Raw genomic sequence first — 22,064 nt, 5'->3', positions numbered from 1 at the left:
TCCTTCAGCAAGTTTACTATTTCACGCACGCGCCTCTCACTTCAGGCTCTATGTACTTCTATTTTAGAACCTTGGGGTGATTTAGAAACTTTAACTTGTGCGGGCAATCTTTCGCCCAATTCTCGAACGTGGGTAATCACTCCAATCAGCCTGTCTCGCTGCCGCAAAGATTCTAAAATTTGAGTAACGCTTTCGAGAGTTTCGGTATCTAATGTACCAAATCCTTCATCGAGAAACAAGCTGCCCAAGTGAGCTCCTTGAGACAGTTTTTCTGACAAAGCTAAAGCCATTGATAAGGAAGTGGCAAAGGTTTCGCCACCGGAAAGAGTGCGTACTCGTCTAGCTTCGCCGCCGTTCCAATTATCTGCTACCCAGTATTCGCCGTCTTGGTTTATTAGTTTGTAGCGATTTTCGGTTAATTCTTGCAAGATTAAGGTGGCGCTTCCGACTAATTCTGCTTCTAAATGTTCTAAAATGTATGATTGAAATTCGTTGGATTTGAGGTTCTGCGCTAAGGTGTGATAAGTTTGCTCTTGTTCTGTGAAATTTGTGATTTGCTGTGACAGTCTTTCGGCTTGTTCGAGATTTTGGGCTGCTACTTGAATCCAAGCTAAAAGTTCGGCGCGGTTGTTGTTGGCTTGTTTGAGGTTTTCTTGGGCGGTATGTTTTGCCGATCGCACTTGTGCTAAAGTATTCTCATCGGTAGTTCTGCCTGCGATCGCCTCGCTCAAATCTTTCGCCCGCGTCTCTAACTGAATTTTTGATTCCCGGTGAGAGCGAATAGCATTTTCCCATTCTGATTGTTCCTTAACTGTCGCAACCGCTGCTAAAAATGTCTCTTCTGTGAAATCAGCCGCTGTTAATTTTGCTGACCAATCCAGGTTTAACTGCTGTTTCTGGGCTTGGGCTTGTCCAAAAGCTTCTCCAGCTTGTTGCTCTCTCTCTGCAGCTTGAATAACCTTATTTTGAGCCGTTTGATATGATTTTTCGGCAACTTTCAGCAGATTTGCCAAGTCTTGCTTGTCTTGTTCTAAGACTTTTGCTAAGTTAGCATAAGGTTGATATTCGGTAATTTGATAGAGCGCATTGACACAACTTTGCAACTGCTGCTGCCGACGGTCTGATTCGGCGATCGCATCTTGATATTCCTGCTGTTTAGCTGCTTGAGTCGCCACAGCAAAATTAAATTTTTGTTGAAAATTATCATATTCCAATGATGCGAGTTGGAACTGCTGTTCAGTTTGGCGGTATTGGCGATCGCTCTCTTTAAGGATTGCCAACTCCTGCTGCAACCCCAAGCTTTCCCAATGAGGATTTTCCAGCACTTGAGTGATTTGCTGCTGCAATTGAGCAACTTTATTCGCAGTTAATTCCAACATTTGAGCAATTTCAGACTCTTTTTGCCGGCAGGCTGAAACTGCACTTTTTCCCTCAGCAGCCAACCTTTGAGCATCTTGAAAAACCTGATTTGCATCCGCCAATTTCCGCCGCAAACCAGCGACATCGACAATATTAGAATCGGGCAAAGGAGGGAGCCGATCGCTCTCAGGATGCACCCCCCCACACACCGGGCAAGTATCGCCAGAATTCAGCGACATTCTGACAGCAGCAACACTCTCTAAACGTGCCGCTTCCGCATTAGCAGTTTGGGCCGCTTCTAACTCGCGATTGCACTCTTTTAATCGGATTTCGGCTGCTTCTAAATTAGTTGCAACCTCCACATAATTTTGTTGAGCGCTTTCCTTCTCTGCAATAGATTTCTCCAACTGTTCTTGCTGAGTCTTTTGCTGCTTGGTAATTAGCTGCAATTCCATCAATAAGGGTGCAATTTGCTGCAATTGCTCTAAACGCTTTCCTCCCGGCGCATACTGTTCGAGTTGTGCCGCTGCTTGAGTAACTCGAAAACCCGCGCCTTGAATTTTAGTGTTAGCAGCTTGCAGGTCTTTATCTGCTGCCAGAAAAAAGCGGAGTTTTTCCTGTTGAATTTTTTGGGCAAGTGTAACTTCTTTTTCTAATTGAGCGCGCTGTTCTTCATATACTTTAGCAGCAGCTAAAGCATCTTCGCGAGCCTTAATTTGTGGCGCTAGCACCTCTTCTTTCGCTTTTGCCGCGTCAAGTTGCTGCTGCTCTACTGCCAGCTCAGAGCGAGCTTTAATTAACTGCTTGCGCGCTGCCACCGAGGCACTTTCGGCACTTTCATACTGACTGCGAGCCGATCGCACTAAAGCCCAATCTCCCTGTAAATGATTGGCAGCTTGCGCTCTGTCTAAACGCTGTGCTAAAATTGCAACCTCAGTCGAATTAGCATTTAATTGGACCAGTTGTTGTTGTAACTCTTGCCAGCGAGCTATTTGCGAAAATAGCTGTTCCTCTTCATCTAGATCCTTCTGAGCTTTCATCACAGCGCGATCGAACTGGGGCAACTGCTGCTCTAAAATCAAAAGTTGCGATCGTTTTTGAGCCACCTCCTCAGCCGTCGGCGCACTCAAATCCGCTAGCTGCCTTTCCACCATTTCCCGTTCCTGTTTCAGCAACTTTGCGAGTTCATTGGTTTCCTTGCGCATCTGTTCAAAAATCTCAAATCCCGCTAGCTGCCGCAAAATTTCCCGGCGTTTTGATGTATCCCCTTTAATAAACTCATCAAACTTGCCTTGAGGCAGAACAATTGCTCGCGTAAAAGTATCAAAATCCATTCCTAAAATCTGTTCAATGGTATTTTGAACAGCAACGATACTCGTCCCCAAAGTTTCCCATTGACCATTTTGCCAGTTGTCCAAAATTACCTTATTTTCCGGAGATTTTGGACGGAAACGCCACCTTCGCGTCACCCGATACTGTGCCGAACCCACAGCAAAACGCAACTGCACTTTTAAATTTTCGCTGCCTTGACTCGCCAAATCACTTACTTGTTTCCCGCTGCGAGTTGTCGTGCCAAAAAGAGCGTAAGTCATGGCATCTAACAGTGAAGATTTTCCCGCACCTGTAGCACCAGTAATTGCAAACAAATCGAGTTGAGAAAAATCTAAACGCTGTTCGCGGTGGAAGCTGGTAAATCCTTCGAGAATAAGTTCGAGTGGACGCATACTAATTTTAGTTTTAGGATTTGGGGTTTTAGATTGTATTACTCTTTACCAGGCTCCGCCTGGTAATGCAGATCGGGAGGCTCTGCCTCGAATTTTCCTATTTGCCTGGTAACGCATATCCAGAGGCTCTGCCTCCAATTTTCCTATTTAAGCGCGAGGCAGAGCCTCTGGATATTTCCAGACGGAGCCTGGAAGTTATTGTATCTTTTTACGCATTTAATTGTTAACTGTTTCCTTAAACTTCTTGTACAAATTTTTAAATTCCTCCAATACTGCCGGTTTCGGTGTCGTTCCCAAGCGGTTTTGATAATAGTTGCAAAACTCTGCTGCAGGATCGAAATTATTGGGATCGATATTAGTTATTTCTGTTGCTTCTAGCGCTGCATCTGGATAGCGCGGTTCAATTAACAGCGCTTGAGAACAAATTTGGCGCACTCGATCGGCAAGTCCGATTTGCGGACTGTCCAGTTCTACAATTACTTTCAAGAAACCCGGATGATACTGATGAGCTTGTAAAGTTTCATCGAGATTGTCGTTATGACATTTAAGCACTTTTAACGGCTTGTGGCAAGCCACAGGCTTAAATTCCACCTTTGCCTGACTTCCCGGCTCAACTTCTATCAAGCAAAATCCTTTTTCCTGTTCCGCTTCTCCAAAATCTAACTGAATCAAAGAACCGGAATAATAAGCGGGAGAAGTCTCAGAAATCCGCTGGTGAATGTGGATGTGTCCGAGGGCAACATACTGAGCTTCCGGCGGCAGAGTTTGCGATGAGAGCAGGTATTTTTCTCGCGTGTAATAAGCAACTTCGGATTTTGCCAATCGAGCGCCGTCAATGCTCATGTGTCCCATGAGAATATTGACAGTATTGTCTCTAAAATCCCTGGTTAAATCTTCGAGTAAGTATGCTACTATTTCGCGGTAATCTTTGCGACGATCGGCATCGCCCGACTGCCAGAGAGAATTAGCATCTAACAGTCTTTGTTCGGAAGCAAAAGGCATCGCTCCCACGCAAAGTTTACCGCTTTTTGTATTAAGAGTAATTGTGCCGCCGTCTGCAGAAAGCCTGGGTTTGCCTAAAGCGCGAACACCGGCGAGGGAAAGCAATTGCGCGATGCTGTCGATGCGGGATGCCGAATCGTGATTACCGGCGATCGCAATTGCGGGAATTCCTGCCGCTTGGAGTTCGCAGAAAAAGTTATAAGCAATGCGTTCGGCGTAAGCGGGCGGGTTGGGCACGTCGAAAATGTCACCGGCAACGAGTACAGCATCGACATCCAAGGCTTTTGCTTGCTTCAAAATCTGTTCGAGGGCGATCGCAATTTCAAAAGTGCGATCGATCCCTCGAAAACGTCGCCCTAAATGCCAGTCAGCAGTATGAATTATTCGCATAGTACGAGGAGTATTTTGTTTATTTTAATACTTTGTGCGATAGCTGCTATACGAATTGATTCCTTCTGCGGCTGTTATACTCACTCCGACGGCCGATTAACTCGAATCAGTAGACTTCTCAGTGTTTCTAGATTAGAAATAGCTTCATTAATGCGTACAGCCAGCCGTTCCCAGTTTTGGTCGTTTGTGCAGACAATTATGCCCGTATGGTCAGAGTTAAACCTATGCAGTCGAATAAAATCAGGTCTATTTAATGTCAATACTGCACGATTATTGCTAATAGCAAAATCTAGAACTTCTTCATCCGGAATTTTTTGGTTAGCCTTTCCCGCTTCTTGAACTGTCAGGACATCATGGCCCAAATTACGCAGTAATTTTACAACAGGAAACGGGTATTGTTCATCTGCATAAAGACGCGCCACAGTTTATGCCTCTTCCTGTTCTCGAATGGCTCTTTCAATCTCATCAGGATATGCCTCAGCATAACTAAAAGCATTCACCAAATCTGCGGCACTCAGATCGGGATGACCTTCTAAAATATGAGCATCGGTGGCACTTTGACGGCGATAACTTACCAACAGCCAAACAGGAATCCGAGTTTTTCGGATACAGGCTTCTCCGCCCATGACACCGGGAGTCTTTTGAATTCCCGGCCAAAAGTTGCTTAAACTTTGGGCGAGGAATTGTATAGCTTGAGCCTTTTCTTCGGGAGTTAAAGCCAAGAGTTGCGGTTGCAATTCTTTGAGTGTCATCTTCGTAGTAACTGAAGTCATAAATATCAACTTTTGTCGTCCTAGAGGTATTCTAGCACTATTATACTCACAACTTTTCTTCCACAGGCTTCACATCGTGAAACCGAGTATAATCAACCACCCGCCCTCCCGTCGCCGATTTCAAAAGAATATCTACAAATCGCATATCCCACATAATTTCCGAGGCTACAAAAGAATGTCGCGCGTGAATAGTTTGCGAAACAGTTTCGTCAATTCCTGTTAAAGTAATTACAATTTCTGCTTGCTGTTCCATCAAGTCTTCGGCAGTAAGTTGGTACAAAGGACTGCTCTCCTCAATGGCGTGCATAACCGTCCAAGTTAAGGCAAAAACCGGAGAGTGACTTCGCACTAATTGCAAATCGTAAAAACGCCGCATAAATTCTCCTTCCGCTGTTACCTCGTTGCGGATCAAAGTAGCTCGCTGCTGCGCTTCTAAAATTTGGTTAAAACGCTGATTTGCAGTGCGGTACATCAGAGTCGGAACGCCGTTGAAAGGAGCGATCACAGCTACCCGGCTGAAGATAACTCTAGCTGTTGGTCTGGAAAATCTCGAAAAAGCCAGTCCCGTCACCATCGCCACTCCCCACAAACCAAAAAGCGCTTGGATCGCGACTATAGTATTAGCGTAATCCGTGCGCGGATACATAGAGCCGTAGCCGATCGTCGCCATTGTTTGCACGCTGAAATAAAAGGCATCTTGGAAAGAACCCGGCCGCGCGTTAGCAATGCAATCTCCTCCCGCCAAGTAAGCTAAGGCAAATAAAGAATTTGTGACTATATAGGAGAGACAAATGAGCATGAAAAATCGCGGCCAACAAAGAGTTAGCAGCCTGTGGTAGAGGTCGGCAAAATGCAGGCGCGGTACTCCCAACTTGACAATATTTAAGGGGAATTGTCCTTGGCGGCTGACTAAACGAGCCTGTGGCTGGTGGTTGCGGTTGATTTTCATTGCGATTTGTAACTGCGGCTGTTTCAATTTGTAACTATTGCTTTGACCGGGAAAACTTATCCTTTAGACTGATGTCTGATTCCAAAAATTCGGATAAAAGCGGAGTTTAGAAATGGTTGAGCTTAACTGGCATGACTATCTCGTTATGGTTTCTTTTGTGGCTTCTATTGCGGGTCTAGTCCTGCTGGGTGATAATCGCAACTCGCAGCCAACGGACGATCGCACTTTGAGCGAAGAAATCCTAATCAAGATGAGCTTTACTTACTGGATAGTGTACTGCATCTCTTTTTTCGGGCTGAAACTTCACCTACCAGAGGATAGCTGGTTATTGCTCAGTTTGAAGCTGACTACGGTTCTTTCTTACTTGTTGACTGCTTCTAGCATACTCAGCCTGCCACTGCAACGCATGGCTGTCCGACGAGTTGAAGATTAAAAAAAGTGTTTGTAGTGAGGACTTCAGTTCTTTCGATCGCGGTGAAGAAAAACTAAAGTCCTGACTGCAAAGCTATTTGAGTAATATTACCGGGCCATAAGCTCACAGCTAGCTGTGAGCTTGTTTAATGGTTTATTATCTGAGGGATGCAGACTAACGCGCCCAAAATAAAATGGCTAGGGTCGATCGCACTGGCACTTGAAATTGCCATTCTCTTCCTGCTTTCCCTTGGCTGTGGCAATCTCATCGAGTATCCCTTGGCAAAGCCGGCGCGTTAGCCCATAGCATGAGGTGGAGTTGGTGAGCAGCCTACACTGTATGCGATACCATAGCGTGTAGGAGTATGCCACGAACTTACTTGCTTAGGATTTAAAGCCTTTAGAGCTTTTCTTTTTCTCCTGCGGTTTAGACTTTGACTTATTAACTTCGCCTAAAGCTTCCTGAAATAAGTTGTGCAGGTGCACGGGAACGCTGGCAATTTCCGGGAGTTCGGGTTCTAAGGGTTTTTTAAACTCTTGCAGCAGGGCATCTAAATCGCGATCGATCTGAAAATTAGTCCGCTGCAATACAGTTTGCAAAATTTGTTCTAATTTCGCTGCATTAACTTTAGCTAACCGCTGCCAAATCCAGGCATTAATTGCAGGATCTTCGAGATAGTTACGCACCAGCTTTTCGTAACCGGGAACGCTTGAAAAGTCTTCGGCAGATAGCAGTGCAGTAAATTGAGCGTAAGTAGACAAAAAGGTTTGTCCCCAGCGAGGATGAGAAAGTGCTGTCACCTGTTCGGCTTTCTTGAAGCGATCGGGCAATTCGACTTTCGGCATTACCATTTTTGAACTAGCATTGCTGTCGAGCATTACCTCAACTGCGTTAGCATCGGCACCTGCCGCCGCGATTGCTGCTGCTTTGACTTCTTCTCGATCCACTCCGGCATCTTCAACGATATCCGCCAGAGATTTACTTCCATCAACGCCGATATCAGCTAGGCGTTTTTTAGTAATGAATTCCTGAAATTCAGCCAACTGTTTATTTAAGTGATATCCCGATAGCGTTACTTCCTCACTGCCAAAAAATTCGGTAAAATCTTCATGGTACTTTTCTACTGACTGCCAAGCTTGCTCTAACAATTCGGGCGCATCGCTGTATAGGTTCTTTTTCTGATTTTGCTTGAAATTGCCGATCGCCACCGCCAACTTCGGCTTACCCAATTTCCCCTTCATAATGGGAGAGCTCGAAAGTATCCACCAGTCATCGGTAAGGGGAGCAATCCGAGCCAGCAAGATTTCTCCTAACTTAAAGCGAGACATTTCTGCTAGAAAATTAGGACTGTTCGGCTTGACAACGTAGTGCTTTGCTGTCAGCCAGTTCATCAGTTCAAACTTGTCGGGGGAAAGTTGAGTGATTTCAAATAAGCCCGTGAAGCTTCTGTGCTCCCAACTTTCGAGCAAGCTACGATCGCTCTCGGTTAAATCCGGCTGACTTTCGACAAATAGGTCGATCGGCGTTTTGTCTCCGACTTTACCTTCGACTGTAAAACTGTCAATCACTTGATTTTGCTGAGCAATATCGTAGCGCTCGCCGGTCGATCGAGCAGCAGCATAAGCTTCCAAAGCTACCGCCAACTCTCCCTCAGCATCCAGCACAAAATCAATTAAATTTTGCTTGAGTGTCCAAGCTCTTTCCAACATTTCATCCACAAGTAATACCAATTTTGAATGAGAGGATTTAGATTAACAATTATCGGACTTGAAGCCACCGACGCTTTACGATCCGGCTCCGATTGAAGAAAGCTTATCGCTATCGATGTCTCAGTCCTGAATAAGTTTAATTTTAAGGCTAATAGTCAAAAAAAAATGTTAATCTCAAACGGAAGCATCCCGATTTGGTAACAAAGCGTTTATTAGGAGTGCGATCGTCCCGCAGAGCAAACCCTCTACGTCTCTAGCGAGTTCTCACAGCGAACAGTCCTGTCAAATAAAAAGCCTGCTGAAAAATGCGATTTCAAGGGAGCATAAAAATACCCTCTCCGATGTAGAGAGGGGCTGAAAATCCCCAAAAACTTTGCTAAACTCGCGTTAAAAACTGTGCCATCTATCAACAACAGTCCAAGGCGCAGCAGCCGGGTTTTTTTTTATCAAACACTTCGCTCCATTCCGGTACCCGGCTAAAAATAACCGGAATGCTTGAGTTTGTATGTCTTCAAGACTGAGAAATACTTGGTGTCAGCCCTTAGCGGCCGTCTTTGTCAATGTCGCCAGGGACAGCCCGTTCCACCCGATCCCAAGCGTCGCGGGTGGCGTGCTTAGCTTTTTCCCAAGCCACATTAGACTTACCGCGATTTGTTTCGTAATCGCGCTGCAAATCCGGTTCAATCTCGTGGTATTTCTTACCAGTAGCGCCATAGCGGCTGTATCCCTCATAACCCGTGCGGTATGCAGGCTGATAGTCTTCGTAAGTCGCGCTAGTGTCCACGTAAGGACGGGAACTGTAGTTGCTTTGCCAGTAAGCATCTTCTACCGTGGGGTCGATCGCCTCGGCCACACCTTTGCCCACCAAACCGCCACTAAACGAACCCACAACAGCGCCTACAACTGCTCCTACAGGCCCGCCGATGGCACCGCCGATGGCAGCACCGGCAGCACCGGCACTCGCCGCACCAATACCCGTTCCCACTGGATGAGCCCCTGTTTCCCCCGAAAGCGGGTCGAGGTTAGCATCAGGTTCATGTACCTTTTTTTTGTCATCGCTCATGATATTTTTTTTCCTTTTATCTAACTGTAACTATGATTAAATTTACCTTTTAAATTCATATCTTTTCATCTGCCTTAAGGATGAAGCTGCTAGCTTTAAAAGAAAGGAAATGATAAAATATTTGATAAAATATTTGTGGATTCAAAATGTATTTTTAGACGCTACTCTCAAGCGATAAGGTGCGCCAAGGCGCACCCTAGATAATTATGTTCTAGTGAGTTCTGATATCGGCTCACTTCTGTAATCACCGAAGCTGTTTATTTACCAGCAACTTGAGTTAGATATAAATCTCTTGATTTATTAGTTGCCCGTGACCTTTTCGATCAAATCTTCAGCTTTTTGAACTATGCCTTCTTGCGGGTGCTCTCCCTTGTACTCCTTTAAGCTTTCGTCGTAAGCTTTCTCGACCTTTGCAGGATTTTGAGAAGTTTTGACTATTTCATCGTAAGCGGCTTGGGGATTCAGATCCTCGAAACTTTCTGCAGGGTCAGTCATTTTAGCTTCCGGCGGCGCCTGAGTTCTGTCTTGACCTGCGTAAGCAGCCTGACTGGGTACTACCGCTAGATTTAGCAGACCAATGAAAGCCAGGGTACAGACCAGCAAAATGCTTTGGCTCAATGTTTTTCCGAGAGATTTTAAAACCCGCTTCATATCAACTTCTCCTCGTATTTTTCCGCAAAAATTATGTTGTTTGTCGCTTCTTCACTGCGATCGCACATTGACAACCTTGGTTCAAGCGCAATCTTTGTCGCAGCTACCGCATCTAGAGCGAGCCAAAAGGGATGTTTCCCGTGACCTTCCATAATCTTAAGCGCCTGCTTGTTATTATTACTTCTACCAAAAGATAGATTAGTTATACAAGCGGAACTCATCTCCTATGAGGTGCGATCGCAATTTCTGCGGCGAACCCTATCTAGGTGTTCTCCCATCAATTGCGAACCTTTACTCTTCTCCTTTCTTTCTTCGCGTCCTTTGCGTCTTTGCGGTTCGTCAAAAAAACTCATTTACCAAACAGATGCAAATTGCAAAAAACAACCGATAAAACTACAAAACAACCTGCTCTATCTTGAGGTTCCGATTCTGCATAGCTCGTTCAAATAGCTCAGTAGAAAGAGCTTGTTCCACCGACCAAACGCCCGGTTTTTCCAGTTTACCTTCTAACATTAATTGAGCGATGCTGCCAGTACCGATGCCAGTAGCGGCGGCAGCATTGGGGTGTATCGCTGTCGAGCAAACTTTAGCCTGTTGACCGTTTTTGAGACCGGTCACTTGCGATCGCACAGCTACACCAACCCCACTAAAACTATTAGTAACACTGGTCATCCCGTAACTGACGTAGGAGAGAAATTCAATCACGGAGTTATTTTTGAGCCAGCTAGCGGGCCAATACTTGGCAACAAACCAGGTAAGGTGATTGTAAAGGTCGGGAGACGTACCGAATTTAGTCACAACTGATTTGACGGCGAATGTGTCGGGCAAAGTGATTGCTTCCGGCATATCAAACCAGTAAACCCCTGTTTTACCGTAGGGCGCGGGAAATTCAATTGTTTCGCGATTACTGTAGGGTTTTACTTGGTGCCACTTGCGCTCTTCCCAAACCTCAAAAGGAGTTTGCAAACCTAAAAAAGTGGTTCTCATAACGGTAACACCAGCACCGCCAGAACCTCCGACTACATAACTCAAATGGATGTCTTCTGCTTCATCTAATTGTTCTACATCTCGGCGCACCATGCTATTAGACACACCGGGGAAAATGCCCGTATTAATAATAGCCGTAATCCCGGAGTTTTTAGCAGTTTCGCGCAATTCTAAAGCTCTGCGAGTAAAACTGCGGCTGTCGCTGACATCAGTATAATTAACACCTGCTTCTATGCAAGTTTTCAGTACACTAGCATCTCGGTAGTGAAAAGGCCCGGCACAGTGAACGACGAGGTTAGAGGATGAAACCGCTTGGTGCAGCGCTGCACTGTCTGCTAAATCTAAAGCTAGATAGTGCACCCTATCCGGCGGCAATCCCGGTCCAATAGAGGCTTCAGAATTGCGTCCGGTAACAGTAATTTCCGCGTCGGTGTGGGTAACAAGGTCTTGGGCAACGCTGCTGCCAATCCGTCCCCGCCCGCCGACAATCAACACTCGATTTGCCATCGCTAAAAAAAGGGTAACGCCACTTCTCAGTTTCTCAACTTGGGGCCAGCGTTTTCATCCGCATAAAGTATGAATTGAGGAGAATGCAAGATGCTGGGGGATCGGCGGCGATCGCCCCGATCCGCAGATGGGGAGCGACTTCTACCAGCGACTTGCCTGTTCTGCTGTCATTAGAGTTTTGGCGGTGACGCTAAGTTAAAAAATGGCTTCACCGTTAACTTGTTCTTCTAATATTGAAAATTTTATCGATGGAATATGCTCTGTGATGCAAAATCTAACAGGTTTGATGGAACGGGAACCGCCGCCACCGATCGCGAAAGATGCACAAGATTTAGAAAAGGTATTGAGGGCGATCGCCCGCCGTTTTCCTTTCACAGGGAATCAACCAGAAAAAATTCTCGCACTCGGACACTTATAAATCAATACAAACAAACGCAGATGTGATTCATCTGCGTTTATCTGCGTTCATCTGCGGTTGCTAAAAATCTTACTTCTCATTACTCCGAAATACCGACTTACCCTTCGCTTTCAGAGTATTAGCCGCATCTGCGAAAGTCTGGGCGAAAGGCTGCTGCGAGTGCATGAAAACGCGAGCAGTATTGCGTCCCGGCATACCCGAAATCGATCCGCCCGGATGCGTTCCCGCCCCGGTGAGGAACAAACCGTCGATCGGCGTTTTGTAATTCGCCAACTCCGGCAAAGGACGGAAAAATATCATCTGATCTAGCGTCATATCAACGTGATAATAATTTCCCTTCAAAGCCCCCAAACGCTCTCCCAATTCCGCCGGACTTTCCACGTGGCGGCCGATAATTGCATTTTTGATATTGGGGGCGTATTCTGCTAATTTATCAATGCAGCGATCGGCAACTTTGTTTTTCAGCTCATCCGTCCAACCCGTACCGTGTTGGCCGGTTCCTTCAGCATTTTCGATCATGTAAGGAGCAAAAAATTCAATCCAAGCCGTATGATGTCCGGGGGGAGCCATTGACGGGTCTAGTACCGTCGGAAACACTACATACATCGATGGGTCTGAGTCGGGAATTCTGCCGATTGAAGGGTCGCTGTGAGCGATTTCAACGTGTCTCACCGAGTCTGCAATTAAAACCGACCCGATTAAATATTCGTCCCGATGATTCCAGCGCTCGAATCTAGGCGCTTCATTGAGAGCTAAGTCTATTTTGAGAATAGTCTCGTTGTTGTTAACAATTTTGCGCTCCAATCTATCCCGCAAATCCGGGTCGGCACTGTCAACATCGCTCGAGTCCATTAAGTGCAGAAACAAGCGCTTAGCATCAATATTAGAAATGACACCTTTTGTAGCGCGGTATTCCGTGCCACCGGCAACTCGAACTCCCACAGCGCGACCGTCATCAACTAATATTTTCTCGACGTGCTGGTCGGTAAGTACCACACCCGAGTATTTTTTCACTACATTAAGCAGCGCTTGCACTAATGCACCCGTCCCTCCGCGCGGTCTTGCCATGCCGGGATTGTGCCTCATTGCCAGCATAATTGCGCCTACAGCCAAGGTTTTTTGCGAAGGAGGGGCGCCGAGTTCTGAGGCGAATCTTGCGAGGGGTGCTTTGATAAATTCCTCGTCAAACCACTCGTTTACAATGTCTTCAGCGCTGGTGAGCATGGTGCGAATAAAGTCCAGCGTTTTGTCGGGGGAACCGATGACTGACAATAAATCTTTGATCTTTGCAATATCGTAGTTGCCCAGAATATCTATGATGGATTTTGGTGGCGCATTAAACATCGGAACCATTGCACCTAACGCCCGCTGCCAAAAGTCTGTATATTCGGCATATTTTTTAGCATCGCGCTCGTTGTAGCGGGCAATTTCAGCACAAGTTTTTTCTACAGATTTGTGCGCTAAGAAATATTTGCCGTCGGGATGCGGACAAAAGGCAACTGGATCGCAGAAAAGATATTCTAAACCGTGTTTTTCCAGTTCTAATTCTTCTACAACTGGCCCTAAATGGATAAATTCGTGGTCTATCGCGCACATATTGAATTTAAAATCCGGCAATTCGGGAATCGCAGCTTCAGTAGTTGCCGCGCCGCCGGGAACCGAACGTTTTTCTAACAAAAGGACGGTATATCCAGCTTTGAGGAGATAAGACGCACATACCAGTCCGTTGTGACCTGCGCCGATGATAATCACGTCATACGTTTGCATAGATGAAGCTCTGGGGATGGGATATTTTGCTTATTTTACAAATGTTAACAAGTTGCAAGTCTCTATCAATAGAAATAGATTCCCATTCAGGAAGCTGTTTTAACATCTTACAAAAGATGGAGCTTTTACCAAATACTACTGTGCGATCGCCCTTATTTCTTCTTAAACTTACAGAGCGATCGCCGTTCTAAAATCGCGCCAAGATTATACTGCATTTAGCCGCGTTGCTCTGCGACCAATTAAAAAATTAACTAGACGAAGGAAGAGGAAAGAGGGAATAGGGAATAGGGAATAGGGAATAGGGAATAGAAACAGTTTTGAGATTGCTTCTTTCCTCGCAAGGCTGCGATTGTCAGGAGTTAAGCCTTACGAAAATTACTTACTCAACACTCAAAACTGCTAGCAAATTACCAATTGCTAATAGCCAATTGCCAATTACCAATTACCAATTAGTAAATTGAGAAATATTACTTCAGCTCCCGCAATGCTGCCTCAGCTTTTTGTGCACCATCATTGTTGCCTTGCTGGCGGTAAGTGTCGAGGGCTTGTTGAAAAGCTTCAATTGCTTCGGATTTGCGATCGCGCGCTTTGAGTGCCTTACCCATATTGTAATAAGCTTCTGCCCGGTTTGGATCGAGCTTAATCACTCGCCCAAAAGTGGTAATCGCTCCTAAAAAATCTTGTTTTTCCAGTTGAATTTCCCCAATTCCTGCGTGTGCTTCCACTAAATTAGGTCGCACCGCAATAGCCCGCTGATAAGCTGCCAGCGCTCCGTCGAAGTCGTTTTGAGCCTGGAGAAGTTCGCCAATTTCTAGCTGAACTTCTGGATTGCGGGGCTCCAATTTGGCAGCTTCTTCAAAAGCTGCTAGCCCTTCGGAAGTATAGCCGGCACGCAGCAAAGCAGTGCCTAATTTTAACTGGACACCTGCTTGTTTGGGAGCGAGTTCGGCTGCTTGTTGGAGTACGGTGACAGCACTGGCAAAACTTCCCTGCTGGATCAATACTAAACCCATTGAAGAATAAGCTTGCCAATTTTTCGGATCGAGGGCGATCGCCTCTTGGTATGCTTTAAAAGCACCGCTGTAATCTTTTTGCTGAAAGAGTACCACTCCGAGACCGATCCGGGCATTAACATTTTTGCGATCGAGCTGAGCGGCGCGGCGATAAGCTGTGGCTGCTGCAGGATAGTTTTGTAAATTCGCCATAGCATATCCTAATGCGTATTGGAAGTCAGCATTGTTCGGTTCCAGACCGATCGCTTGTTGGTAAAATTCTACTGAGGCTTGATAGTTGCCTTGACGCGCTTCTAAATAGCCAATACCAGAAAAAATGCGGGGGTTTTCCGTATCTAAACGCGCCGCTTCCTGATAAATGGCGATCGCCTTACTGTAGTCTCCTAAATCTACAAACTCGCGCCCTTGTCGCAGCAGAGCATCTAAATTTGAATTGTTTTGAGGGTTGACTTGAACTGATTTTTCTGCTGAGAGCGCTATCTGCGGCGCTGCGACAGCGAATCCTGCTACTAGCAACGTACTGAATACCAAGAGACTTTGTTTGTGCACGGCCATTTGTTTCAAAGAGTGTGTGGAATGAAAGAGCGAGTTGCTGTCAGCTTAGCAAGCTGACAACTTATGGTTTACCAGGAATCTTTGAGGGGCGAGATGTAGTAAATCTACAGAACAAGACCCACTCAAAATTTTCGCGACTGAGGCCAACTGATGATTGTAACAACAACTGATATCATCCAAGGAGCAGAAATTCAATCTTACCTGGGAATAGTAACTGCTGAGGTTGTCTACGGCACCAACGCCCTGCGAGATTTCTTCGCGGGCATTCGCGACATCATCGGCGGGCGCACCGGCAGTTACGAGGAAGTGTTTCTCAAAGGACAGCGAGATGCCCTCGCGGAACTGGAAAAACGGGCCCAGCGCCTGGGCGCCAATGCCGTAATCGGGGTGGAAGTAGACACCGGCACGATTAATTTAGACTCTAGCGGGGCTTTGCTGCTGATTACTGCCGTTGGAACGGCTGTAAGATTGCGTTAAGCTGTATTTTCTGTATACGTCCGCATTTCCTGTATACGTCCGCGAACTTTTCTAACGGGATAAAATATTCATCACTCATCAGTCATCAATCATCAGTCATTAGCTAATAGCGACTGGCTGAGGGCTGATGACTTTTTCGTTTCTTTCTTCAGACATAGAGACTGGTTATTTCCCCAGGCAGATATAGTTTTTATCAATCTCAGCCACAATCAATGCTTAGGTGAAAGATTCTTAAAAATTAAAGCAACTCTCAGAGGAAAGAAAAACCTATGTCATACGTAAATAGACCTGTAGATAACGTTGGTACCGAACCGGTAGTTGTGAATTCAATGATGGAATACCACGATCGAGTACGTTGGGGTCCGATTTTTTCGGGTTTGGTAATTGCGATCGGCACACAACTGGTGTTAAGTGCATTGGGCGCTGCGATCGGGTTGAGCAGCATTGCTGGTTCAGGAGCTCCGCGCACTATTTCAGGCGACGTGGGTGCCGGCGTCGGAATTTGGTCAATTATCAGTTTGTTAATTAGCTTGGCCGTTGGCGGTTGGGTAACTGCTCGCGCTTGCGGGCCGATGAATCGCAACACAGCGCTTTTGAACGGAGCAATTTTGTGGGCAACTACCTTAACAATTGGCTCTTGGCTGTTAGCAAATGGCGTGGCCGGTACTTTTGGTGTAATAGCTGCGAATGCGGGAGAAGCAATTAATCAAGCGCAGCAGGGCGGGGTCGATTTGCCGAACCAAGCGCCTAACGTATCTGCTCAGGATGCTCGCAATATTGCTGGTAATGCCGCGAAAGCTGGTTGGTCGTTTTTGTTCGGCTCACTATTGGGTTTAGTTGCTTCTATGGTAGGAGCATCTGCCGGTGCGCGCACTCCTCGGAATTACTCGTAAAAGTTTCGTCAGACACGGAAAGTTCTATATTCATGAAAGCACTTTTTTTAAGGTGCTTTTTTGTTGGTTTCTCGTTCCCAAGTTCTACCGGGGAACCCATTTCTTGAGGCTCTGCCTCCAGGTTTTTAAAGTTAGTCAGTTCTAACTGTTTAGCGAGCACGGCGGGCGGGTGTGAGTTTGGACTCTTTGTCATGGTAGCGCTAGGTTAAGACGATTTATTAAGAAAATATTAAAAAACTGAAGACTCTAATTTGATGACTTTATACTCCTCAGAGTAACTACGAAAGCTTGATAGAAATACCGTAGTTAAAGAAAAAGTATCGGTGAATCAACAACAAATTTGGCAAAATTCAGTGACTTCGATCGTTCAGTCTCTAAAATTTGCGATCGCAGCCAGTTCCCAATTGGTGCGATTCTCAGGGCAATTTCTCAAAAAAGCCCAGCATCTAGGACGCTCAGTCCAAGCGTACATCGTCTTGTTTTTACTAGGTATAATTCTAACTGCGTCAATTGCTGCTTGCTCTGCCGCGAGTGGGGCCAATCAAAGCGAGGTCAAGCTCAACCTAGTTTCCTTCTCAGTGACGAAAGCGGCCCATGACCAAATCGTCCCTAAATTTATTGAAAAGTGGAAGAAAGAGCACAACCAAAACGTCATTTTTGAACGCAGTTATGGCGGGTCTTTAGCGCAAACCGACGATATCATTGCTGGCAAACAAGAAGCCGATGTGGTGCATCTTGCCCTCCCATTAGATGTGGTTCGCATCGAAGAAGCTGGTTTGATTAATTTTGGCTGGGAGGACAGAGTTCCTAGACGGGGAGTAGTTAGTCATTCTGTGGCGGCAATTGTCACCCGAGAAGGCAACCCCAAAAATATTCAAACTTGGACAGATTTAGCCAATGAAGATGTAAACGTGATTGCAGCAAATCCTCAAACATCGGGTATTGGCGTTTGGGAATTTTTAGGTCTGTGGGGGTCAGTAACCCAAGAAGGAGGCGAACCTCAACAAGCCCTTGATTTTGTGGGCAAAGTCTATAAAAAGATTCCCACCCTAACCAAAGATGCCCGCGAAGCCAGCAACTTATTCTTCCAACAAGGTCAGGGAGATGCCTTAATCACCTATGAAAATGAAGTGATTTTAGCTGGAACGAACCAACCAAAAACCAGTTACTTTGTTCCTCCCCTCAATATCTCTATCGATAATCCCGTGGCAATAGTTGATAAAAACGTTGATAAGCATGGAACGAGAGAAGTGGCAGCAGCCTTTGTCGATTTTCTCTATTCAGACGAAGCTCAGCAAGAATTCGCCAAATTAGGCTACCGTTCGGTCAATCCCTTTATCGCTCAAAGCGCACAGGTGCAATTTCCCCCAATTAAAACTTTGTTCAATGCTCAAGATTTAGGAGGGTGGCCTTTGATCAAAGAGCAGTTTTTTGCAAAGGGTGCCATCTTTGACCAAATTAAGGGAAAGTTGTGAACCTAAACGCCTAATTCACTTTCATTTTTCCAAAGTTACACTCAAATTCTATGAAATTTTCTCGTTTGTTTTACCTAATCCCTCTCATCGTCATGGGCAACCTGATGACGAGTTGTGGCAATTCAGGAGAGAAGGAACAGCAAATCAGTATCGATGGTGGTGCTGTGGGCTTTAGCGTTTCCCTCGCCGTCGCCGAAGAATACCAAAAACTTTATCCCAATGCCCAAGTCAGCGTGGCTGCCAGTGGCACAGGCGGGGGGTTTAGCAAGTTTTGCGCCGGAAACCTTGAGATTGCGGGGGCTTCTCGCACCATCAGAGAGGAAGAAATCAAAAAATGTGCCGACAAAGGAATCGAATTTATTGAACTGCCGATGGCTCTTGATGGTCTTGCGGTAGTGGTTAATAAGGAAAATAACTTTGCCAAATGTCTAACGATTAAAGAATTAGACATAATGTGGAATGCCAAATCCGAAGGCAAGATTACCAGTTGGAAGCAAATCAATCCCGACTTTCCCGACGAAAAACTCTTGCTGTTTGCCCCTCCTTCCGATACAGGAACCTTTGATTATTTCACCCAAGCTGTAACGGGTAAAAGAAAAAATAGTCGTACCGACTTTACTCCCAGTCGCAACCAAAATACCCTCGTTCAAGGGGTGATTGGTAATAAATCGGGAGTGGCCTATCTGGGAATTGCCTTCTTGCTCCAAAACCAAGACAAATTGAACGGGGTGGCGATTGAAAATGCGGATGGAAAATGTGTTAAACCAGTTCCCCTTGATAACGTTCTGAGGAATATCTATAGCCCCCTCTCTCGCCCCCTCTTTATCTACGTCAATAAAAAGGCCCTGACAACCAATCCTTCCCTGGAAAGATTCGTGAAATTCTATCTAGAAAATTCTTGGAAATGGGTAGATGGTGTGGGCTATGTGCCGTTACCTGATGAAGCTTATGTGAAAACTAAGCAAAAATTTGAGCGGCGTGAAACCGGAACGAAATTCAAAGAAGCCAAACCCGGTGAATCCATTACTAACTTTATTTAAGGAGGAAATCTCAAGCCCATGACCCTAACTCCTAGTTCCTTTGATGACTCCCTTTTCGCTGCGGATGACTCCTTGCTTAAGAAGGGTTCGGAAGATGTCCCAGAAAAGATTATTGGCGCGGTTTTATTTGCCTGTGCCTTCGTGTCCGTTGCCACAACCTTTGGTATTGTCTGGATCATTTTCCAAGAGACTTTGGGTTTTTTCCAAGAAGTTTCTTTAGCCCAGTTTTTTCTGGATACCCGATGGACTCCCCTGTTTGCCGAACCCCATTTTGGCATCTGGCCGCTGCTGAACGGAACGTTTTTAACCTCTGCGATCGCTATGGCTGTGGCGGTTCCTTTGGGTTTGTCTTCAGCCATTTACCTGAGTGAATATGCCCAACCGAAAGTGGCAGCCGTTTTACGCCCTGCTGTGGAGTTATTGGGGGGAATTCCCACAGTAGTTTATGGTTACTTTGCTTTGCTCTTTGTCACTCCGGTTCTGCGGCATCTTTTCCCCTTAGAGATTTTTAATGCCCTCAGCGCTGGGTTAATGATGGGCATTATGATCACCCCCACCGTCGGTTCGATCAGCTTAGATGCCATTCAATCGGTTCCCCGTTCTCTGCGGGAAGGTTCCTATGCCTTGGGCATTACCAAACTAGAAACCATTTTTAAAGTGGTGCTTCCGTCAGCCTTGTCTGGGATTATGGCTTCGATTATTTTAGGCGTTTCCCGCGCAGTGGGAGAAACCATGACCGTTCTGATTGCGGCTGGATCGCAGCCTCGCATCACCGTCAATTTCATGGAATCCGTCGCCACCCTGACCGCTTTTATGGCGGAGATTTCGGGGGGAGATAGTCCCAGGGGTAGCCTCAGTTTTAAGACTTTGTATGCGGTGGGAGCAGTTCTTTTCGTGATTACATTGTCTCTCAATATGGCCAGCTTCTGGATTTCTAGTCGCTTTAAGGAAAAATACGACTGATTGCTATGCTTAAATCAACTCAAACAAACAATTCCGTCAACACTGCCGAATTTACCGATAACCTAGAACGCCGAGAAGCGATCGGTAAAGTCTTTGAGTATCTCTTCTTAATTGGGTTACTCATCGGTTTATTTGTCCTCGCGTTACTGGTTCTTAATATCCTTCATGATGGACTTGGCAGATTGCTAACACCGGGGTTTATCACGGAAACGCCTTCCCGTTTTGCCGAACGCGGAGGTATCCGTCCAGCCATTATTGGGAGTTTCTTTCTGGGACTGATCGTCCTTCTGGTGGCGGTTCCCATTGGGGTAGGGGCTGCTTTGTACCTAGAGGAATATGCCCCTAAAAAGTGGTGGACTGCAGTGATTGAGATAAATATCGGGAATTTAGCGGGGATTCCTTCTATTGTCTATGGCTTACTAGGTTTAGGGGTCTTTAACTATTTACTAGGGTTTGGGCCTACCTTGATTTCGGGGGCATTAACCCTTGCCTTATTGTCTTTACCTGTCATTATCGTCACGGCGAGGGAAGCTATCCGCGCCGTTCCCGATTCCCTGAGAAATGCTTCCTATGGACTGGGAACTACCAAATGGCAAACCATTCAACACCATGTCTTACCCTATGCCATTCCGGGAATTCTTACGGGGGTGATTATTTCTGTCTCCCGCGCCATGGGAGATGCTGCTTCTTTGGTGGTCGTGGGTGCTGTCAGTTTCCTCACGTTTAATCCGGGTTTATTCCAACGATTTATGGCGTTACCCATTCAAATTTTCAGCTATATCACTCGTCCTGAACCGGGGTTTGCCAATGCAGCCGCAGCGACGATTATTGTGCTGATTATCTTGATTTTGGCGCTTAATGGCGTCGCTATCTATCTGCGCCAACGCTATTCCAGCCATTAATTAACTTGAGTTGTCAAGATTAAGGAGACTATTTCAGATGACTGACAGTAATACCAACCTCAAAACGGACGATAGTGCGTTTGATGCAGAAGGCATAAAGGTTTATTACAGTGGCTTTTTAGCCCTGGTCGATGTTTATATCAAAATTCCCCGTCAAAAAATTGTGGCCTTTATCGGCCCTTCAGGCTGTGGCAAAAGTACCTTATTGCGTTGCTTCAATCGCATGAATGATTTAATCCCTGGTGCCAAGGTGGAAGGGAAACTCATTTACCGCAACCGTAATATTTACGATCCGCAAGTGAATCCCGTCAAATTGCGGCGACAGGTGGGAATGGTGTTTCAAAGGCCGAATCCGTTTCCCAAGAGCATTTATGAAAATATTGCCTATGCCCCCCGAACCAACGGATATCAAGGAAATCTGGATGAATTAGTGGAATCTTCCCTTACACAAGCAGCTATCTGGAAAGAGGTTAAGGATAAACTGCAAGAGAAAGGAACGGCGTTATCCGGGGGACAACAACAAAGGCTTTGTATTGCCCGCGCGATCGCTATGAAGCCCGATGTTTTATTGATGGATGAACCTTGCTCTGCTCTCGACCCCATTTCTACGCGACAGGTCGAAGAACTGTGCTTAGAACTTAAGGAACGATACACAATTATTACGGTGACTCACAATATGCAACAAGCGTCAAGAATCGCGGATTGGACGGCTTTTTTCAATACAGAAACGGACGATGAAGGCAAACGACGCGGCAAATTGGTAGAGTTTGGTCCCACTGAACAAATTTTCCGTTCTCCCCAAACCAAAGAAGCCGAAGAGTACATTAGTGGACGCTTTGGTTAAACGCAAGTGTCAGATTTAGGCGTTACGCATTGTCAGCAATGACATTACCTTCTGGGCCAATACTCCGGACAGTTTTGGGAACGATACTACAAGCTTTTCTGCTGTAAGTGGAGCCAGAAACTCCGGAGCTGCGTTACCAGGAAGAGCCTGGTAACGAGTATAATTCACCGAGGAATGTGCGCGCGGGGCAC

At 45.9% G+C, this 22,064-nt stretch carries 20 protein-coding genes; 9 read left to right on the top strand and 11 right to left on the bottom strand.

The window, feature by feature from the left end; all coding sequences use genetic code 11:
• Nucleotides 1-41: 41 nt before the first annotated feature.
• The 5 genes from QUA23_RS21080 to QUA23_RS21060 all read right to left on the bottom strand — a co-directional run bounded on the left by QUA23_RS21080 (nt 42) and on the right by QUA23_RS21060 (nt 6,197).
• Nucleotides 42-3,083 carry an SMC family ATPase gene (locus QUA23_RS21080; RefSeq protein WP_333073471.1) on the bottom strand — a complete coding sequence of 1,014 codons (3,042 nt, stop codon included), beginning with the start codon at nt 3,081-3,083 and terminating at the stop codon, nt 42-44.
• Between the two features lie 216 nt (nt 3,084-3,299).
• Entirely contained in the window at nt 3,300-4,475 is a 1,176-nt protein-coding gene (locus QUA23_RS21075; RefSeq protein WP_333073469.1) for an exonuclease SbcCD subunit D, read from the bottom strand.
• 80 nt (nt 4,476-4,555) lie between these two features.
• Nucleotides 4,556-4,897 carry a DUF5615 family PIN-like protein gene (locus QUA23_RS21070; protein WP_333059996.1) on the bottom strand — a complete coding sequence of 114 codons (342 nt, stop codon included), beginning with the start codon at nt 4,895-4,897 and terminating at the stop codon, nt 4,556-4,558.
• A 3-nt stretch (nt 4,898-4,900) separates the two neighbouring features.
• Nucleotides 4,901-5,227, bottom strand: coding sequence for a DUF433 domain-containing protein (locus tag QUA23_RS21065; protein WP_333073728.1), 327 nt, complete (start codon nt 5,225-5,227; stop codon nt 4,901-4,903).
• Between the two features lie 67 nt (nt 5,228-5,294).
• Nucleotides 5,295-6,197, bottom strand: coding sequence for an ion channel (locus QUA23_RS21060; protein WP_333073467.1), 903 nt, complete (start codon nt 6,195-6,197; stop codon nt 5,295-5,297).
• Between the two features lie 112 nt (nt 6,198-6,309).
• Here QUA23_RS21060 and QUA23_RS21055 point away from each other — a divergent pair, with 112 nt between their 5' ends.
• A complete protein-coding gene (locus QUA23_RS21055) occupies nt 6,310-6,630 on the top strand; it encodes a hypothetical protein (RefSeq protein WP_333039230.1) in 321 nt (106 codons plus the stop codon).
• 362 nt (nt 6,631-6,992) lie between these two features.
• On the opposite strand, the gene QUA23_RS21050 is transcribed toward QUA23_RS21055, so the two are convergent.
• From QUA23_RS21050 to QUA23_RS21035, 4 genes are all read right to left on the bottom strand, one after another.
• Entirely contained in the window at nt 6,993-8,327 is a 1,335-nt protein-coding gene (locus QUA23_RS21050; protein WP_333073466.1) for a hypothetical protein, read from the bottom strand.
• 532 nt (nt 8,328-8,859) lie between these two features.
• Entirely contained in the window at nt 8,860-9,381 is a 522-nt protein-coding gene (locus QUA23_RS21045) for a hypothetical protein (protein WP_333073465.1), read from the bottom strand.
• Between the two features lie 300 nt (nt 9,382-9,681).
• On the bottom strand, nt 9,682-10,032 hold the full coding sequence (locus tag QUA23_RS21040) for a hypothetical protein (protein ID WP_333073464.1): 351 nt from the start codon (nt 10,030-10,032) through the stop codon (nt 9,682-9,684).
• Between the two features lie 393 nt (nt 10,033-10,425).
• Nucleotides 10,426-11,526 (bottom strand): saccharopine dehydrogenase NADP-binding domain-containing protein, encoded by a 1,101-nt coding sequence (locus tag QUA23_RS21035; RefSeq protein WP_333073462.1) that lies wholly within the window; start codon nt 11,524-11,526, stop codon nt 10,426-10,428.
• A 262-nt stretch (nt 11,527-11,788) separates the two neighbouring features.
• Here QUA23_RS21035 and QUA23_RS21030 point away from each other — a divergent pair, with 262 nt between their 5' ends.
• A complete protein-coding gene (locus QUA23_RS21030) occupies nt 11,789-11,944 on the top strand; it encodes a hypothetical protein (RefSeq protein WP_333073460.1) in 156 nt (51 codons plus the stop codon).
• 69 nt (nt 11,945-12,013) lie between these two features.
• Here QUA23_RS21030 and crtO read toward each other — a convergent pair whose 3' ends face one another.
• Nucleotides 12,014-13,711: a beta-carotene ketolase CrtO gene (crtO, locus tag QUA23_RS21025; RefSeq protein ID WP_333073459.1), complete on the bottom strand. Its 1,698-nt coding sequence runs from the start codon at nt 13,709-13,711 to the stop codon at nt 12,014-12,016.
• A gap of 467 nt (nt 13,712-14,178) precedes the next feature.
• Nucleotides 14,179-15,279: a tetratricopeptide repeat protein gene (locus QUA23_RS21020; protein WP_333073458.1), complete on the bottom strand. Its 1,101-nt coding sequence runs from the start codon at nt 15,277-15,279 to the stop codon at nt 14,179-14,181.
• A gap of 150 nt (nt 15,280-15,429) precedes the next feature.
• Here QUA23_RS21020 and QUA23_RS21015 point away from each other — a divergent pair, with 150 nt between their 5' ends.
• The 7 genes from QUA23_RS21015 (at nt 15,430) to pstB (ending at nt 21,873) form a co-directional block, all read left to right on the top strand.
• Nucleotides 15,430-15,756 carry a YbjQ family protein gene (locus QUA23_RS21015; protein ID WP_333073457.1) on the top strand — a complete coding sequence of 109 codons (327 nt, stop codon included), beginning with the start codon at nt 15,430-15,432 and terminating at the stop codon, nt 15,754-15,756.
• Nucleotides 15,757-16,025: 269 nt separating this feature from the next.
• On the top strand, nt 16,026-16,649 hold the full coding sequence (locus QUA23_RS21010) for a hypothetical protein (protein ID WP_333073456.1): 624 nt from the start codon (nt 16,026-16,028) through the stop codon (nt 16,647-16,649).
• A 323-nt stretch (nt 16,650-16,972) separates the two neighbouring features.
• On the top strand, nt 16,973-18,124 hold the full coding sequence (locus QUA23_RS21005; protein ID WP_333073454.1) for a sulfate ABC transporter substrate-binding protein: 1,152 nt from the start codon (nt 16,973-16,975) through the stop codon (nt 18,122-18,124).
• Between the two features lie 50 nt (nt 18,125-18,174).
• On the top strand, nt 18,175-19,164 hold the full coding sequence (locus tag QUA23_RS21000; protein ID WP_333073452.1) for a PstS family phosphate ABC transporter substrate-binding protein: 990 nt from the start codon (nt 18,175-18,177) through the stop codon (nt 19,162-19,164).
• 18 nt (nt 19,165-19,182) lie between these two features.
• Nucleotides 19,183-20,127, top strand: a complete 945-nt coding sequence (gene pstC, locus QUA23_RS20995) for a phosphate ABC transporter permease subunit PstC (protein WP_333073450.1) — start codon at nt 19,183-19,185, stop codon at nt 20,125-20,127.
• A 5-nt stretch (nt 20,128-20,132) separates the two neighbouring features.
• Nucleotides 20,133-21,029, top strand: coding sequence for a phosphate ABC transporter permease PstA (gene pstA, locus QUA23_RS20990; protein ID WP_333073447.1), 897 nt, complete (start codon nt 20,133-20,135; stop codon nt 21,027-21,029).
• A gap of 37 nt (nt 21,030-21,066) precedes the next feature.
• Nucleotides 21,067-21,873, top strand: coding sequence for a phosphate ABC transporter ATP-binding protein PstB (gene pstB, locus QUA23_RS20985; protein WP_333073444.1), 807 nt, complete (start codon nt 21,067-21,069; stop codon nt 21,871-21,873).
• Nucleotides 21,874-22,064 lie beyond the last annotated feature (191 nt).

The organism is Microcoleus sp. Pol1C5, from assembly GCF_036701115.1.
Taxonomy (GTDB): domain Bacteria; phylum Cyanobacteriota; class Cyanobacteriia; order Cyanobacteriales; family Microcoleaceae; genus Microcoleus.
This window is presented reverse-complemented; position numbering and strand designations above follow the sequence as displayed.

Bases quoted from the DNA above. Each gene is read 5' to 3' on its own strand.
- pstC (WP_333073450.1), top strand. From the start codon at position 19,183: ATGACCCTAACTCCTAGTTCCTTTGATGACTCCCTTTTCGCTGCGGAT.
- crtO (WP_333073459.1), bottom strand. From the start codon at position 13,711: ATGCAAACGTATGACGTGATTATCATCGGCGCAGGTCACAACGGACTG.
- QUA23_RS21020 (WP_333073458.1), bottom strand. From the start codon at position 15,279: ATGGCCGTGCACAAACAAAGTCTCTTGGTATTCAGTACGTTGCTAGTA.
- QUA23_RS21065 (WP_333073728.1), bottom strand. From the start codon at position 5,227: ATGACACTCAAAGAATTGCAACCGCAACTCTTGGCTTTAACTCCCGAA.
- QUA23_RS21060 (WP_333073467.1), bottom strand. From the start codon at position 6,197: ATGAAAATCAACCGCAACCACCAGCCACAGGCTCGTTTAGTCAGCCGC.
- pstA (WP_333073447.1), top strand. From the start codon at position 20,133: ATGCTTAAATCAACTCAAACAAACAATTCCGTCAACACTGCCGAATTT.
- QUA23_RS21040 (WP_333073464.1), bottom strand. From the start codon at position 10,032: ATGAAGCGGGTTTTAAAATCTCTCGGAAAAACATTGAGCCAAAGCATT.
- QUA23_RS21075 (WP_333073469.1), bottom strand. From the start codon at position 4,475: ATGCGAATAATTCATACTGCTGACTGGCATTTAGGGCGACGTTTTCGA.
- QUA23_RS21035 (WP_333073462.1), bottom strand. From the start codon at position 11,526: ATGGCAAATCGAGTGTTGATTGTCGGCGGGCGGGGACGGATTGGCAGC.
- QUA23_RS21080 (WP_333073471.1), bottom strand. From the start codon at position 3,083: ATGCGTCCACTCGAACTTATTCTCGAAGGATTTACCAGCTTCCACCGC.
- QUA23_RS21055 (WP_333039230.1), top strand. From the start codon at position 6,310: ATGGTTGAGCTTAACTGGCATGACTATCTCGTTATGGTTTCTTTTGTG.
- QUA23_RS21010 (WP_333073456.1), top strand. From the start codon at position 16,026: ATGTCATACGTAAATAGACCTGTAGATAACGTTGGTACCGAACCGGTA.
- QUA23_RS21015 (WP_333073457.1), top strand. From the start codon at position 15,430: ATGATTGTAACAACAACTGATATCATCCAAGGAGCAGAAATTCAATCT.
- pstB (WP_333073444.1), top strand. From the start codon at position 21,067: ATGACTGACAGTAATACCAACCTCAAAACGGACGATAGTGCGTTTGAT.
- QUA23_RS21000 (WP_333073452.1), top strand. From the start codon at position 18,175: ATGAAATTTTCTCGTTTGTTTTACCTAATCCCTCTCATCGTCATGGGC.
- QUA23_RS21045 (WP_333073465.1), bottom strand. From the start codon at position 9,381: ATGAGCGATGACAAAAAAAAGGTACATGAACCTGATGCTAACCTCGAC.